Source organism: Microbacterium thalli (assembly GCF_028737325.1).
GTDB classification, from domain to species: Bacteria; Actinomycetota; Actinomycetes; order Actinomycetales; family Microbacteriaceae; genus Microbacterium; species Microbacterium thalli.
The window spans coordinates 1-13,569 of record NZ_JAQZCH010000003.1; the positions used below are offsets into that span (position 1 = coordinate 1).

The following is a 13,569-nucleotide window of genomic DNA, read 5'->3' on the forward strand; positions in this document are numbered from 1 at the left end:
CGATCCCGCAGGAGTCGATCGACAAGCTCTACGACCGGTACCAGAACGTTTACGGACAGACCACCGACGACCGCCGGCAGCCCCGCACCGGAGCGCTGCGGTAGCCCGTCCCGGGCGGTCAGCGTCGGCACAGGCGAACCTTCGTATTCTGGATAGCCTGGAGCTTGACGTCAGAGGGGGGACGCCATGGCTGCCGTGCCGATCGCGCTGACCGCCGCCGCCGCGGTGCTGCTCGTGTGCATCCTGAGGCCGTCGGTGTGGCCGCCGGCATGGGTGTCGCGGACGTGCTGCCGTGGTTCGGCGTCGGGTCGACGCTGCTGCTGGCGCGGTTCGCGGTCGTGCTGCTGCGTCGCGAGCGCGCCCCGAAGCAGACCCCGCGGACGCGGGCGGTCGCGTGGGCGGCGCTGGCAGCCGGGGCGGTCGTGCCGGTCGCGGTGCTCGCGGCGGCGCGGCAGCCGCCGCTCAGCCTGCCGGGGTGGTTCGATCCGTCGGCGCTGTGGGCTCAGTCGTGGCCGCTGCTGCTCGGGCTCGCGCTCGCCGTCGTGGCGTGGCGTTCGGCGCGGCGCTCGTCGCGGCCGGTACCGAGCGTGCCGCCCGGCGACATCGTCGTTCTCGAGGAGCGCGCGGCGCGCGGGCTGGTGCGCGCGCTGACCGCCGGGTCGGAGGCGCTGGGTCGCGTGCGCGGCGCCGCCGTCGCCCGCCTCGTCGCAGGCCCGAAGCCGGGACCGGTCGTCGAACGGGTGCAGCGGGCGATCGGAAGCTGGCGCGGCTCGGGCGTCGTGCTGGTGATCGCGCTCGCCGTGGTTCTGTGCGCCGCGGTGTTCGCGAACGGGGGAGGGATGCCGTGAGCGGATCGGTGCTCGGGTTACTGATCGGGTCGGTGGTCGGGCGGGTGGTCGTCCTCACCGGGGTGTGGCTCGCCGCGACCGAGGCGTCGCTCGACGCGCTCGGCTACGGTGCGGTGGCGGTGCCGCTCGTCGTCGCGGCGTCGTACGTCCTGACCGGGCGTCCGCGCGGCGGCCGCATCGGCGTCGGACGCCGCGCGCGCGGCATCCTGTGGTGCGTCGAACTGGCCGGGTGGGTGCTGTGGCGCTCGGTGGTGGGCGGGCTCGATGTCGCGCGCCGGGCGCTGTGGCTGCCGCGCCCCGACATCGCTCCGGAATGGTTCGCGTACACGACCGCGTTGGCGACGCCGACCGCGCGCGGCGCCCTCGCGCTGGTCGCGAACCTCATGCCCGGGAGCCTGACGGCGCGGCTCGACGGCGACCGGCTCGAGGTGCACGCGATCAGCCCCGCCGTCGACGTGGCGGGCTCGCTCGACGCGCTCGAGGGCCGCATCGCGCGGATCGAGCGGGTGTGGTCAGCTCGGGGGCGGGACGCTGGTGTCGATGTCGGCCCCGGCCTCGGCCACCCCTGACAGGCGCTCGCGGGTCTCGCGCTCGGCGATGATGCCCAGGAAGTCGGTGACGCGGGCGTCGGCGTGGCTCTCGACCGACGCCTCGGCCTCGCGGCGGATGAGGTCGCCGTCGACGTCGGGTAGGCGCTTGCTGACGCGACCGGTGACCTCGTCGACCAGCTCGGCGGCGTCGTAGTCTCTCGTGGGCTTGTCCATGCCGACATCCTCGGTCGATCCGCCGTGCCGCAACAGCTCTCGCGCGGACGGGCCCGGCGTGCGATGATTCGCGCGGCTACGCTGGATGAACGTGACCGACAACGCGAACCCCGACGCAGCGAACCCCGACACCGCGAATCCCGATACCGCGAAGCCCGAGTGGTACTGGTCGGAGGACGGCATCAACTTCCACACCCGCAAGTGGGTGCGTCCGGAAGACCTCAACGCGAACGGGACGCTGTTCGGCGGCAGCCTGCTGCGGTGGATCGACGAAGAGGCGGCGATCTACGCGATCATCCAGCTCGGCAACTACCGCGTCGTGACGAAGCTCATCTCGGAGATCAACTTCGAGTCGTCGGCGGTGCAGGGCGACCTGGTCGAGATGGGGCTGACCGCGACGCACTTCGGCCGGACGTCGCTGACGATGCGCGCGGTGGTGCGCAACATGATCACGCGCAAGCGCATCCTCTCGATCGAGCGGCTCGTGTTCGTGAGCGTCGACGAGGAGGGGCAGCCGATCCCGCACGGCTACTCCGCGATCACGTACGACCGTGACCGGATGCCGCGCGAGCACCCCCGCACCGATTCGGTGCGGCTGCCCTGATCACCGGCCCGCCCGGCCCGAGATGCGCTCGTGGGTGGCGTGCACGAAGGCCGCATAGCCCCCGGGAGTGCGCCCCTCGAACCGTCCCGAGGTCGTGACCTCGTTGCGGTCGGTCGCCACGACTCGGGCGCCCGCCGCGCGTGCGGCGCGAACGATCTCGACGTCCTCGTGCTCGTCGAGGTCGGGGAAGCCTCCCGCCGCCAGATGGACGGCGCCGCTCATCCCGAGGTTCGCCCCGTGGACGTTGCCGGCGGGCTCGCCGCGGGGATGGGTGTCGAGCCAGTGCGTGGCGTGGGCGGGGGTGAGGTCGGCGAAATCCGGGCGCACGGTTCCGAGCACGACCTGGGCGCCCGCGGCGCGGAGGTCGAGCTGGTGGTCGAGCCAGGTGAGGGGGACGGTGGAGTCGCCGTCGGTCGTCGCGATCCAGGTCTCGTCGGGTGCGGGGTCGCCGAGTTCGGCGAGGGCCGCCGCGACTCCCCGGCGACGTGCGGTGCCGACGCGGCGCGCGTCGATGCGCAGGATGCTCACGGGCCACGAGCGCGCGATGCGCTCGGAGGCGTCGGTGCAGGCGTCGAGGACGACGACGGGCGCGATCCTGATGCCCGGATGTGTTCGACGCGTGTGATCGAGCGCCGCGGTGAGGGCGGCGAGGCAGGCGTCCAGCAGGGCGGCTTCATCGTGCACGGGCACGACGACGGCCACAGCGAGCGGCGTCACGGGACGAGGCCGGTCTCGGCCGCGACCGACCGGGCCTGGCTGCTGCCGAACACCTCGAGGACGAAGTCCTCCTCCTCGTGCCGGAGGAGGCGGCCCAGCACCTGCTCGGCATCGAGCGCGGCGTGGACCTCGTCGCCGGAGAGGGGGTACTCCGCCACCGGATGCCGCCAATGGCAGGCGATGAGGTGGCCGTCGGGGGTCAGGGATGCGGCGATCCGCGCGACCGCCCGGGTGAGGTCGGCGCGGTCCCAGTAGTAGCCGACCTCGGACAGGACGATGAGATCGAACGTGCCCGCGGGCCACTGCGCGGGCAGCCCGGCGCGGGCGAAGCGGACGCCCGGGCGTTCGCCGAGGCGCCGCGCGGCGACGGCGAGCGGGACCTCGGCGATGTCGAGCGCGAGCACGGTGTCGCAGCGGTCGGCGAGGAGAGCGGTGAGCGCACCCGTCGAGCAGCCGAGTTCGAGAGCCGACCGGTAACGCGCGCGGGGCAGGCTCGCCACCGTGACCGCCCGCTTGCGCTGTTCGTACCACCGCGAGTCGAAGCCCCAGGGGTCGTCGCCGTTGCGGTGGTAGAACGCGTCGAAGAAGTCGCGCGTGAGGCTGCCGCTGTCGCGCGGGGGACGGACGAAGACCTCGAAGGGGCGCTCGAAGTGCTGCTGCATCCCCGCGTGGAGCATCTCCTCGTCGCCCGCGGCGGGCGAGAGCGGCTCGACTTGCGAGCGGTGGAGGCGGGTGGCGGCGCGCTTCGCCTCGACCGCGTCCTCGTCGAGTGTCACGACGTCGAGGTCGTCCCAGGGAGCATCGTCGGGCGTGCCCCAGTGCCAGAGCCAGATCGGGTAGGACCGCCAGGGGATGTCGCGCTCGCCGCACACCTGCCCGACGACCTCGCCCACGACGCGGTGGTCGCGGTGGCCGTCGCCCGTCCAGGTCGAGACCACGAGCGTCCGGCCACTGATCAGCGTGTCGCGGAGTGCGGTGGCGATCTCGTCGCGGTGGGTGTCGGTGCCGCCGTCGGGAAGGCCGAGGAATCGTCGCCGGATGCGGGGGGACAGGCGGTCGAGCGCGCGCTCGGCCTCATCGCGGCGCAGGCGGGCCAGGTCGATCGGGGTGTGGGTCGGCGAATCGGGATGCGACCCCTCGCCGTCGGTCGCGATGAGGACCGCGACCGTCCCACCGCGCCGAACCGTGCGCGCCATGAGGCCGGCGACGCCGAGGGTCTCGTCATCGGGATGTGCCGCGACGACGACGAGGTGGTCGAAGTCCTCGGGCAGTGCCGGCAGTGAGCGGTCCGCGAAGGCGGCGGCCCATGTCGCTTCGGCGGTGCCGGGGTCGCGGTGGCTGAAGCTCACCATGCGCCGCGTCCCTCGCTGACGCTCGCGCCGAGGCGGGCGAGGTCGCGTTCGCCGTGGTGCTGGCGGACGTAGATCTGCAGGTCGGCGACGCGGCGCGCGTAGGTCTCGTCTGCCACGAGCGGCAGAGGGCCGAGAGCGCGAGCGGACTCGGCGAGCGTCGTCTCGACGGCATCCACCACGACCGCGCGGACGCGGCCGGCGAGCAGTGCCGGGTCGGGATCGGCGTCGATGGTCGCCGCGGCGGTCTGCAGCGTCAGCCGTGCATTCCACAGGGCGGTGTCGACGCGGCCGAGGTGCACGCGAGACAACTGATCGGCCTCGGGGCGCTGGGCGGCCTCGAGCAGGGCACCGCGCAGGCGCACGGCTGCGCCCCACCAGCACGAGGCGACGCCGATGCCGCCGCGGGCGAATCCGGGGCGGCGCAGGTACCAGCCCGCCTGGCCGACAGGGACCGCGGTGGCCCCGGCGAAATCGACCGGGGCGCTCACGACCTGCGCGAGTCCGCGGGCATGCCACGGGCCGCGACGGGCAGACACCTGGGGGGTGCGCAGGGCGACGGCGAAGAGTCGGCGGGTGTCGCCCACCCACGCGGTGACGAGCGCGTGCGAGAGGTGCTCGGCGAGCGAGCACCACGGCTTCGTGCCCGAGAGGCGCCAGCCGTCGCCGGCGTGCTGGGCTTCGAGTCGCATGCCGGCCCCTTCGGCGGCGAAGACGCCCCACGACGACGCGGCGGTCGCCCCGATCGGTGCGAGGTCGAGGTCGAACCCGTCGCGAGCCGCTTGATCGAGGATGTCGAGTGCGTCGAGGTGCGGTTCGAGGATGCGCGCGGCGGCGACGTCGCGGCTCGCGACCGCGGCGAGGAGCGACCAGTCGTCGACGACCGGGCGATGGGCCGGTCGATCGGCGCCGACCGCGACCGCCCACGCGAGGGTGGCGGCGGTGTCCGTCCCGAACCCGTCGACGCGGGAGGCGGCATCGAGCGCGCGGGAGATGACGCCGTCTGCGAGCGGCTCGTCCGTCAGGAGGTGAGCGGGTCTCGGGTCGCGATCAGCGGGCACCGTTTCATCATCGCCTGTGGCGCCGGCCCTTCGGTTCCGAGTGCTCAAACCGGCGCCGTGGTGTATGTCAGGGGCGTCCCATGCCGTAGTAGTCCCACCCGGCGGCGCGCCAGGCGGCGGCATCCAGGCAGTTGCGGCCGTCGACGATGACGCGGCCGGTCGCGAGTGACGAGGCGTGCTCGGGGTCGAGCTGGCGACGGTACTCGTCCCATTCGGTCACGACGATGACCGCGTCGGCGGCGCGGAGGGCCTCGTCGCGGTCCTCGACGTAGTTCAGCTGCGGGTGGATGCGGCGGGCGTTCTCGATCGCCTCGGGGTCGGTGACGGTGACCCAGGCGCCGAGGCCGTGGAGGCGCACGGCGACGTCGAGCGCGGGGGAGTCGCGGATGTCGTCGCTGTGCGGCTTGAACGCGGCACCGAGCACCGTGACGTTCTTCTTGTACACCGAGCCGCCGAGCGCACTGACGACGAGGTCGACGGCGCGGTCGCGGCGGCGCATGTTGATGGCGTCGATCTCTCGGAGGAACGCGACCGACTCGCCGCGGCCGAGCTCTTCGGCGCGGGCCGAGAACGCGCGGATGTCCTTGGGCAGGCAGCCGCCGCCGAAGCCGATGCCGGCGCCGAGGAAGCGGCGGCCGATGCGGGCGTCGTGGCCGATCGCGTCGGCGAGGGTCGTGACGTCGGCGCCGGTGACCTCGGCGATCTCGGCCATCGCGTTGATGAAGCTGATCTTCGTCGCGAGGAACGCGTTGGCGGCGACCTTGACGAGCTCGGCGGTGGCGAGGTCGGTGACGATGAACGGCGTGTTCTTGGCGACCGAGGGGTGGTACACCTCGCGCAGGACGTCGGCGGCGCGCTCGCCCTCGGCGCCCGCGGGGACGCCCGCGACGAGGCGGTCGGGGTCGATGGTGTCCTGCACGGCCCAGCCCTCGCGCAGGAACTCCGGGTTCCAGACGAGGGTCGCGCCGGTGGGGGTCACGCGCTCGGCGAGGGTCGCGGCGGTGCCGACCGGGACCGTGGACTTGCCGGCGACGATGTCGCCCTCGGCGAGGTGGGGGATGAGGGCGTCGACGGCGGCGTTGACGTAGGTGAGGTCGGCGGCGTACCCGTCCTTCTGCTGCGGGGTGCCGACGCCGACGAAGTGGACCTTCGCGCCGGCGGCATCCGCCATGTCGGTCGAGAAGCGCAGGCGGCCGGACGCGAGACCCTCGCTCAGGATCTCTTGCAGCCCCGGCTCGAAGAACGGCGCTTCACCGCGCGAGAGCGAGGCGATCTTGCGCTCGTCGACGTCGATGCCGACGACCTCGTGGCCGATGGAGGCCATCGCTGCGGCGTGGACCGCTCCGAGGTAACCGCAACCGATAACCGACAGACGCATGGCGCTCTCTTTCCGTGAACCCGGGAAGGGCCGACGTTCCTTCATACCAATTTCATGCGACCGGCGTGTAAACGAGGGGCGCGGCGTGCCATGGAGTGCGGGTGTGATCAGCGGGTGAGGAGCGCGGCGGTCACGAGGGCGATCGCGCCCAGCGCCACCAGCGCGACGCCCACGTAGACCCAGCGCGAGCTCGAGCCGGGTGGACGCGAGGGCGCGGCGTTCACGCGACGGCGGCGGCGTCGACGACTGGCCATCATGGTGTCCCCCTCTGAAAAAGCGAAAGTCCCAGGTGCTCACGGCGGCGTGTCCTGGAACTCACCGCCCACTGTAGGTGATCCGGGAGGCGCTGTGTTGCGGCATCCGGCCCTCGAAGTGTGGTGCGCGCGTAGCCTCGATGCATGTCGGAGCCGTCTGTGTCGCTGTCGCTGTCGCACGAGTTCGCCGACGCGCTGCCGGCCCTGGCGGTGCGGTGGCCGGCGGATGCCGCGCCGGATCCGCGGCTGCTCGTGCTGAACGAGTCGCTGGCCGATGAGCTGGGGCTCGACGTGGCTTTCTTGCGGAGCGAACTCGGGGTGCGGACGCTCGTCGGTGTCGCGGTGCCGCCCGGCGCGACGCCGGTGGCGCAGGCGTACTCGGGGCACCAGTTCGGTGGGTTCTCACCGCGGCTCGGCGATGGCCGGGCGTTGCTGCTGGGCGAGCTGCGGGCGCCGGACGGTTCGCTGCGCGACCTGCACCTGAAGGGGTCGGGGCCGACGCCGTTCGCTCGCGCGGGCGACGGGCTGGCGGCGGTGGGGCCGATGCTGCGCGAATACGTGATGAGCGAGGCGATGCACGCGCTGGGGATCCCGACGACGCGCTCGCTCGCGGTCGTCGCGACGGGGCGCGACGTGCAGCGCGAGTCGGCGCTGCCGGGCGCGGTGCTCGCACGGGTGGCCGCGAGTCACCTGCGGGTGGGCAGCGTGGACTTCGCGCGCGGGACGGGCGACATCGAGGTGCTGCGGGCGGTGGTCGACTACGCGATCGCGCGGCATCACCCCGAGGCCGCGGATGGCGCGGTGCCGGCGCTCGGGCTGTTCCGCGCGGTGGTCGCGGCGCAGGCGGACCTCGTGGCGCGGTGGATGCTCGTCGGGTTCGTGCACGGCGTGATGAACACCGACAACATGACGCTGTCGGGCGAGACGATCGACTACGGACCGTGCGCGTTCATGGATGCCTACGACCCGGCGACCGTGTTCAGCTCGATCGACACGCAGGGTCGGTACGCGTACGGGAACCAGCCCTACATCGCCGAGTGGAACCTCGCGCGGCTCGCCGAGGCGATGCTGCCGCTGTTCGACGACGAGCTCGAGCGGGGCGTCGAGCTGGCGCAGGAGGCGCTCGCAGAGTTCCGGCCGCTGTTCGGCGCGGCGCGGGCGGCGGGGATGCGGCGGAAGCTCGGGCTGGTGGGCGCCGGTGCGGGCGCGGCCTCGGCGAGCGATGCAGACGCCGAGGCGCTCGCCGGTGAGTTCCACGATCTGCTGGCGTGGACGCGCGCGGACTACACGTCGTCGTTCCGGGCCCTGTCGAGCGCCGCGCGGGGAGATGCGGCGGCGCTCGAGCAGGCGGTGGGTGTGTCGGACGGGCTCGACGCGTGGGTCGAGCGGTGGCGGTCCTTCGGGCCGGACGCCGAGGTGATGGATGCCGCGAACCCGATCTACATTCCGCGGAACCACCTCGTCGAAGAGGCGCTCGCGGCGGCGACATCCGGTGATCTCGAGCCGCTGCGCTGGCTGACGATGGTGCTGTCGACGCCGTTCACCGAGCGGTCGGGGGCGCAGCGGTACGCGGAGCCGGCGACGGCGGACTTCATCGCCGGGTACCGGACGTTCTGCGGCACCTGAGGTCGGGCTCTCAGAGGCCTCATCAGCTGGTCGTCTACGGTGCCGGGATGAGCAAGCTCAATCGTCTGATCGGTATGGCCTCGAAGGCGCTCGGCGACAAGAACGGTTCCGGTTCGGCGGGTGCCGGCGGGTCGGACTGCCGGTCGGTCGTGCGGAGCGCGGCGGATGCGCTGACCGGTGACGCGCGGGACACCCGTGATGAATCGCGGCCGGGCGCTGGAGCGGGTGCCGGGGCCGGGGCCGCTGCGCCGGGGCGCGGGTCGGTCGGGCTCACGCCTCCCCGGGCTGGCGCCGGTGCCGGTGGGGGCGCTGGTGCCGGTGCGGGTTCGCGCAGCGCGGCCCGCGGTGGCGTGACGGACGCGGATCGCGCGGCGATCGCCCGGTACGACTACCTCGTGAAGACGGCGGACCCGACGCAGCTCGAGCAGATCCACCGCGAGGCCTTCGCTCGGCTGACGCCGACGCAGCGCGCCGAGGTCGAGCAGCGTCTCGCCGGCGATCTTCCGCCGCATGAGCGGCCTCGCTCGTCGGAGCCGGACCACCTCGCTCGCGCGGCGACGCGCGCCGAGATGATGCGGCCCGGGTCGCTGCGTGGCGTGCTCGCGCGGGTGCGCGGCGGTGTCGGCGCTGGTGGCGGTGGTGGTGGTGGCGCGCGGTCGGGTGCGCTCGCCGGCGTGGGTGCCGGTGTCGGGGGCGCCGCGGCGGGTGGTCTGCTGGCGGCTGTCGCGGGTGGTGCCGTGGTCAGCGCGGTCGCGGCGCCGCTGCTCGAGCAGGCCGCGGGCCTGGTCGATTTCGATGCGATCGCGTCGGGCATCGATCCCGAGACCCTGGTGTCGGGCTTCGACGCCGAGGCGCTGACCGGCGGCCTGGGCGAGCAGGTGTCAGGCGCGGCCGATCACGTCTCCGGGTTCGGCGAGCAGCTGTCGAACTTCGAGCTGCCGAACCTGGGTGACCTGTTCGGACGCTGACCCTGCGGCTCAGGGCACCATGTGTCCGGCGGCCTGGATGAGCCCGTACCACTCGGCGCGCGTGAGCGGGATCTCGCTGCCTGCGGCGGCATCCGCGACGCGCTGCGGGTTCGTGGTGCCGAGCACCACCTGCATGCCGGCGGGGTGACGGGTGATCCAGGCGGTGGCGATCGCGGTGGGTGTGACGCCGTACTTCGCGGCGAGCTCGTCGAGCTTGGCGTTGAGTTCGGGGTACTCCTCGGCGCCGAAGATGACGCCGTCGAAGAAGCCCTTCTGGAACGGCGACCACGCCTGCAGGGTGATGCCGTTGATGCGGGAGTAGTCGACGAGGCCGCCGCCGTCGCGGGTGATCGAGTCGTCTTCGCCGGCCATGTTCGAGGCGAGGCCCTGCGCGATGATCGTCGAGTGGGTGATCGACAGCTGCACCTGGTTGGCGACGAGCGGCTGCGTCACGGCCGTCTTGAGCAGGTCGATCTGGCGGGGCGTGTGGTTCGAGACGCCGAAGGCGCGGACCTTGCCGGATGACTCGAGGTGGTCGAACGCGCGGGCGACCTCGTCGGGCTCGACGAGCGCGTCGGGGCGGTGCAGCAGCAGGACGTCGATGCGGTCGGTGCCGAGCGCTTCGAGCGACTCTTCTGCCGAGGCGACGATGTGCTCGTAGGAGTGGTCGAAGTGCCACTCGTCGGTCATGATGCCGGTCTTGGTCTGCAGCGTGATCTCGTCGCGCTCGGAAGCGCTGAGCTTCAGCGCTTCGGTGAAGCGTCGCTCGCAGGCGTGGCGGGTGGAGCCGTAGATGTCGGCGTGGTCGAAGAAGTCGACACCCACCGCGCGCGAGCTGTCGTAGAGGGCGCGGATGTCGTCGTCGGAGAGCTCCTCGATGCGCATCATGCCGGCGACGACGTTGGGGACCTGGATGTTGCTTCGACCGAGGGGGACGTGGCGCATGATTCTCCGTTGACTCAGGGCGGGCTCGGTTCCGGTGGGGTTCCGGTGCCGGTTCGTTCTCAGTATCGCGGCAGCTGCCCGGGTGAGGGGCCGCTCGGTCGCGGGCGGTCCGTGCCACGATGGGCGCGTGCCGGTCGTCGAGTCGCGTTGCGTCGTTCCCGTTCCCGTCGAGGTCGCGTTCGCGGTGTCGCAGACGCAGGGTGAGGTGCGAAAGCGATGGGATCCGTTCATCCGCCGGCAGCACCTGATCGATGCGGAGCGGCCGGCGAAGGGTGTGCGGACGTTCACGGTGCAGCGGTTCGGTCTGCGGATGGAGAGCGAGTACGTCTCGTACAACCCGCCGACCAACGTGGGGATGAAGATGACGCGCGGGTCGTGGTTCTTCGAGCGCATGGGTGGCGGGTGGCGGTTCAGTGCGGTCGAGGGCGATGCGTCGAGCACGCTCGCGGTGTGGCGCTACAACTTCACGTGTCGTCCGCGGTGGCTGGCGCCGATCGCGGAACGGGTGGGGGCGTTGCTGCTGCAGCGTGACATCGACCGTCGGATCGCCGGGTTCTCGCGCGGGTGCGTCGATCCGGTCGTGCTGGCCGAGGCGGAGCGCATCCGGGCGGCGTGAATCCTCGGGCGTCGGGCCCAGGGCGGTGCGTGTCAGAAGGGTGGCGGGTCGTCCGGCGGTCCGCCGGGATCGCCCGGTCGTCCGGGTGGTGCTGAGACCGGCTCGGGGACGAAGCACACGCTGGGGACGGGAACGTCTTCGCGATAGACCCGACCCCGGGGTGACGTCCACTCGAGAACGCCGCCGCCGACCTGCCGGACCTGCCACTTCGTGAACTGCTTCATCGAGTGGTGCCGTTGGCAGAGGTGGGCGAGGTTGAAGATGTGCGTGTGTCCGCCGAGGGCGTGGTCGATGGTGTGGTCGATCTCGCAGCGGATCGCGGCGCGGCGGCATCCGGGGAACCGGCAGTGCTGGTCGCGCGCTTGCAGCAGCCGTCGCATCGAGGCGGTGGGCCGGTAGGTGTCGGTCTCGACGGGGGTGCGGGTGACCGGGTCGACGAAGAGGCGGTCCCACGTGGCGCTGCGCGCGGCGACCTCGCGCGCGGAGTCGGCGTCGATGAGCGACGCGCCCGCGGCTTCGGCAGGCGCATTGTCGACGCCGGTGAGCGTGTCAGCCGTGACCACGACCTGCACCCGCGCGCGGATCGCCCCGAGGGGTCCGGGCGCGTCGGTGCCGTACGTGGGATCGACGACCGGGGCGCCGCCCAGCAGCAGGTCGCCGAACGCGTCGGCGCGGAGCTGGTCCATCGTGCGGAGGTCGGGTCCGCCGGCTTCGTCGCCGGGAGCGGACGTGGGTAGCCCGAAGGCTTCGCCGGCGGCATCCGGTCGGGTCGACGCGGTCTGACGGGCGTCCTTGACAGACTGGGCCATGGCGGTCAGGCGGTCGTGGATGCCGGTGGCGATGAGCACCGGCAGCGTCGCGGTGAGCTCGGACATGCCGTCGTCGCCGTGGGTGACCCACACGCCCCGCTTGGCGGATGCGGCGAGGTGGCGCTCGGCGAACGAGTCGGGGCGCAGGCGGGCGGCGAGGTTGCGCAGGGGCTCGCGCACGCGCGATGCGATGTCTCGCTCGCAGATCGCGATCGCGGCCTGTTCGTACTCGGGGCGGAGGTCGTCGGCGATGCCGCATCCCGTCCGTACGACCAGGTCGACGTGCTCGCGGGTGACCCGCCGGGCCCGCCACGCGTCGAAGACCGCGGGGTAGTCGTCGACGATGGTCAGGGCGTGGTCGATCTCGTTCTGCGCGCGGCGATCGTGTGAGCGACGCAGGCCCGCGATCTCGGCCGCGATCGACCGCATCTCCATGTCGGAGTTCATGCCGCGGGGACGCGACGTGGCCGCCGCCGCACGCTCCAACGCCGTGCGACCCGCGTCGGCGAGCACGCGGGTCAGCTCGATCTGGGCGGCGTGGAGGACGTCGTCGGCCGCGGTCAACCGGTCGATGATGCTCGCGTACGGCGACTCGGACGACGCGGCATCCCGGTCGTCGAACTCATCGCCTGTCGCCTGCATGTACCCATCTTGCCAAGTGGGTACGACACTGCAGCCGAACATCCGCGCGATGGGGGAGAACTCGTCGACGGTGCCAGTCGGGGAGGAGTCGCCCCGCCGGACGCGCGGTCACATCCCGTTCGGCCGCATCGCGGCGGCGGTGTCGGTTGCGACACCGAGGGCATCGGTGAGCGGCCGGTCGAGCAGGCGTCCAAGGTCGGAACCCGTGTCGCGCAGCAGGCCATGACGGATGCTGCTGGCGATCGAGGCCAGCATCGGCGGTTGGAACGCCAGAAGTGTGTCGTCCGCGAGGAGTCGGGAGCGGTACTCGGAAAGCCCGATCGTCCTGTGGGTGACGCCGAGACGCGCGGCGACGCCGGATGCCGTGATCGGCTCACCGACGAGGTCGTAGGTGGCACCGCGGTGGGCAGGCGGGTCGCTGGCGACGACCGCTGCGGCGGCGGCAAGGTCGGCGCGCGCGACCGCCGCAGGGGCGCCGTCGCCGAACGCGGACTCGAGGCCGGCGGGCGTCCACGTCAGCAGGGCTCCGAACAGCTCGGCGTAGAGACCGTTGCGCAGGATGGTCCACGGCAGGCCGCTGGTGCGGATCAGTTGCTCGGTGACGCGGTGGGCGAGCGCGAAGCCGAGGTGGTCGCCGGCGCGCGTCAGGCTCGTGTAGATGACGTGGGCGACGCCGTCGCGGGCAGCGGCATCCAGGATCGTCCGGTGCCGGGTGATGACGTGATCGTCCTCGGCGTAGCCCGCCGAGATGAGTACCAGCGTCGAGATGCCCGTGAGGTCGAGGCGGGCGGGATCGTCGAAGTCGATGAACCGTTGCCTCTCGGTCGGCGTGCGCGTTCCGCCGATGGTGGGTATGTCGCGAGCGGCCAGCTCGTGGAGGGTGAGTGATGCGAGCTGTCCGTTCGCGCCGGTGACCATGATCATCGCTGTGGGTCCTCTTGGGTGGTTCTCATCAGTAACTACGATGAGCTTCGACCGGTCGCGGCCG

General features: G+C 72.4%; 15 protein-coding genes. 6 read left to right on the forward strand and 9 right to left on the reverse strand.

Annotated features, from left to right (window positions below; translation table 11 throughout):
* Positions 1–257 precede the first annotated feature (257 nt).
* Both PUW82_RS14225 and PUW82_RS14230 read left to right on the forward strand, forming a co-directional pair.
* Positions 258–848, forward strand: a complete 591-nt coding sequence (locus PUW82_RS14225; protein WP_274222977.1) for a hypothetical protein — start codon at positions 258–260, stop codon at positions 846–848.
* Positions 845–1,417, forward strand: a complete 573-nt coding sequence (locus PUW82_RS14230; protein WP_274222978.1) for a Na+/H+ antiporter subunit E — start codon at positions 845–847, stop codon at positions 1,415–1,417. The genes PUW82_RS14225 and PUW82_RS14230 overlap by 4 nt, the downstream gene beginning before the upstream one ends.
* Here the strand turns inward: PUW82_RS14230 and PUW82_RS14235 are convergent.
* Positions 1,361–1,612 carry a three-helix bundle dimerization domain-containing protein gene (locus PUW82_RS14235; protein ID WP_274222979.1) on the reverse strand — a complete coding sequence of 84 codons (252 nt, stop codon included), beginning with the start codon at positions 1,610–1,612 and terminating at the stop codon, positions 1,361–1,363. The two genes, PUW82_RS14230 and PUW82_RS14235, sit on opposite strands and share 57 nt — an antisense overlap.
* A 181-nt stretch (positions 1,613–1,793) precedes the next feature.
* Between PUW82_RS14235 and PUW82_RS14240 the strand changes: the two genes are divergently transcribed.
* Positions 1,794–2,216, forward strand: coding sequence for an acyl-CoA thioesterase (locus PUW82_RS14240; RefSeq protein WP_274223084.1), 423 nt, complete (start codon positions 1,794–1,796; stop codon positions 2,214–2,216).
* Here the strand turns inward: PUW82_RS14240 and PUW82_RS14245 are convergent, their stop codons facing one another.
* The 5 genes from PUW82_RS14245 to PUW82_RS14265 all read right to left on the reverse strand — a co-directional run bounded on the left by PUW82_RS14245 (position 2,217) and on the right by PUW82_RS14265 (position 6,978).
* Positions 2,217–2,933 carry a glycosyltransferase gene (locus tag PUW82_RS14245; protein ID WP_274222980.1) on the reverse strand — a complete coding sequence of 239 codons (717 nt, stop codon included), beginning with the start codon at positions 2,931–2,933 and terminating at the stop codon, positions 2,217–2,219.
* Complete coding sequence (locus PUW82_RS14250; RefSeq protein ID WP_274222981.1) at positions 2,930–4,285, reverse strand: PIG-L family deacetylase; 1,356 nt, start codon at positions 4,283–4,285, stop codon at positions 2,930–2,932. Before PUW82_RS14250 ends, PUW82_RS14245 begins: the two co-directional genes overlap by 4 nt.
* Positions 4,279–5,343: an acyl-CoA dehydrogenase family protein gene (locus PUW82_RS14255; protein WP_274222982.1), complete on the reverse strand. Its 1,065-nt coding sequence runs from the start codon at positions 5,341–5,343 to the stop codon at positions 4,279–4,281. Before PUW82_RS14255 ends, PUW82_RS14250 begins: the two co-directional genes overlap by 7 nt.
* Before the next feature lie 67 nt (positions 5,344–5,410).
* A complete protein-coding gene (locus PUW82_RS14260; RefSeq protein WP_274222983.1) occupies positions 5,411–6,721 on the reverse strand; it encodes a UDP-glucose dehydrogenase family protein in 1,311 nt (436 codons plus the stop codon).
* 107 nt (positions 6,722–6,828) lie between these two features.
* Positions 6,829–6,978 carry a hypothetical protein gene (locus PUW82_RS14265; RefSeq protein WP_274222984.1) on the reverse strand — a complete coding sequence of 50 codons (150 nt, stop codon included), beginning with the start codon at positions 6,976–6,978 and terminating at the stop codon, positions 6,829–6,831.
* A gap of 141 nt (positions 6,979–7,119) precedes the next feature.
* On the opposite strand from PUW82_RS14265, the gene PUW82_RS14270 reads away from it, so the two are divergent.
* Entirely contained in the window at positions 7,120–8,601 is a 1,482-nt protein-coding gene (locus PUW82_RS14270) for a protein adenylyltransferase SelO (RefSeq protein WP_274222985.1), read from the forward strand.
* Positions 8,602–8,648: 47 nt separating this feature from the next.
* Positions 8,649–9,569: a cation-transporting ATPase gene (locus PUW82_RS14275; protein ID WP_274222986.1), complete on the forward strand. Its 921-nt coding sequence runs from the start codon at positions 8,649–8,651 to the stop codon at positions 9,567–9,569.
* 9 nt (positions 9,570–9,578) lie between these two features.
* Here the strand turns inward: PUW82_RS14275 and PUW82_RS14280 are convergent, their stop codons facing one another.
* On the reverse strand, positions 9,579–10,514 hold the full coding sequence (locus tag PUW82_RS14280) for an aldo/keto reductase (protein WP_274222987.1): 936 nt from the start codon (positions 10,512–10,514) through the stop codon (positions 9,579–9,581).
* 127 nt (positions 10,515–10,641) lie between these two features.
* Here PUW82_RS14280 and PUW82_RS14285 point away from each other — a divergent pair, with 127 nt between their 5' ends.
* Positions 10,642–11,130: an SRPBCC family protein gene (locus PUW82_RS14285; protein ID WP_274222988.1), complete on the forward strand. Its 489-nt coding sequence runs from the start codon at positions 10,642–10,644 to the stop codon at positions 11,128–11,130.
* A gap of 32 nt (positions 11,131–11,162) precedes the next feature.
* On the opposite strand, the gene PUW82_RS14290 is transcribed toward PUW82_RS14285, so the two are convergent.
* Positions 11,163–12,581: an HNH endonuclease signature motif containing protein gene (locus tag PUW82_RS14290; RefSeq protein WP_274222989.1), complete on the reverse strand. Its 1,419-nt coding sequence runs from the start codon at positions 12,579–12,581 to the stop codon at positions 11,163–11,165.
* Between the two features lie 108 nt (positions 12,582–12,689).
* Positions 12,690–13,505, reverse strand: coding sequence for an NAD(P)H-binding protein (locus PUW82_RS14295; RefSeq protein WP_274222990.1), 816 nt, complete (start codon positions 13,503–13,505; stop codon positions 12,690–12,692).
* Between the last annotated feature and the right edge of the window lie 64 nt (positions 13,506–13,569).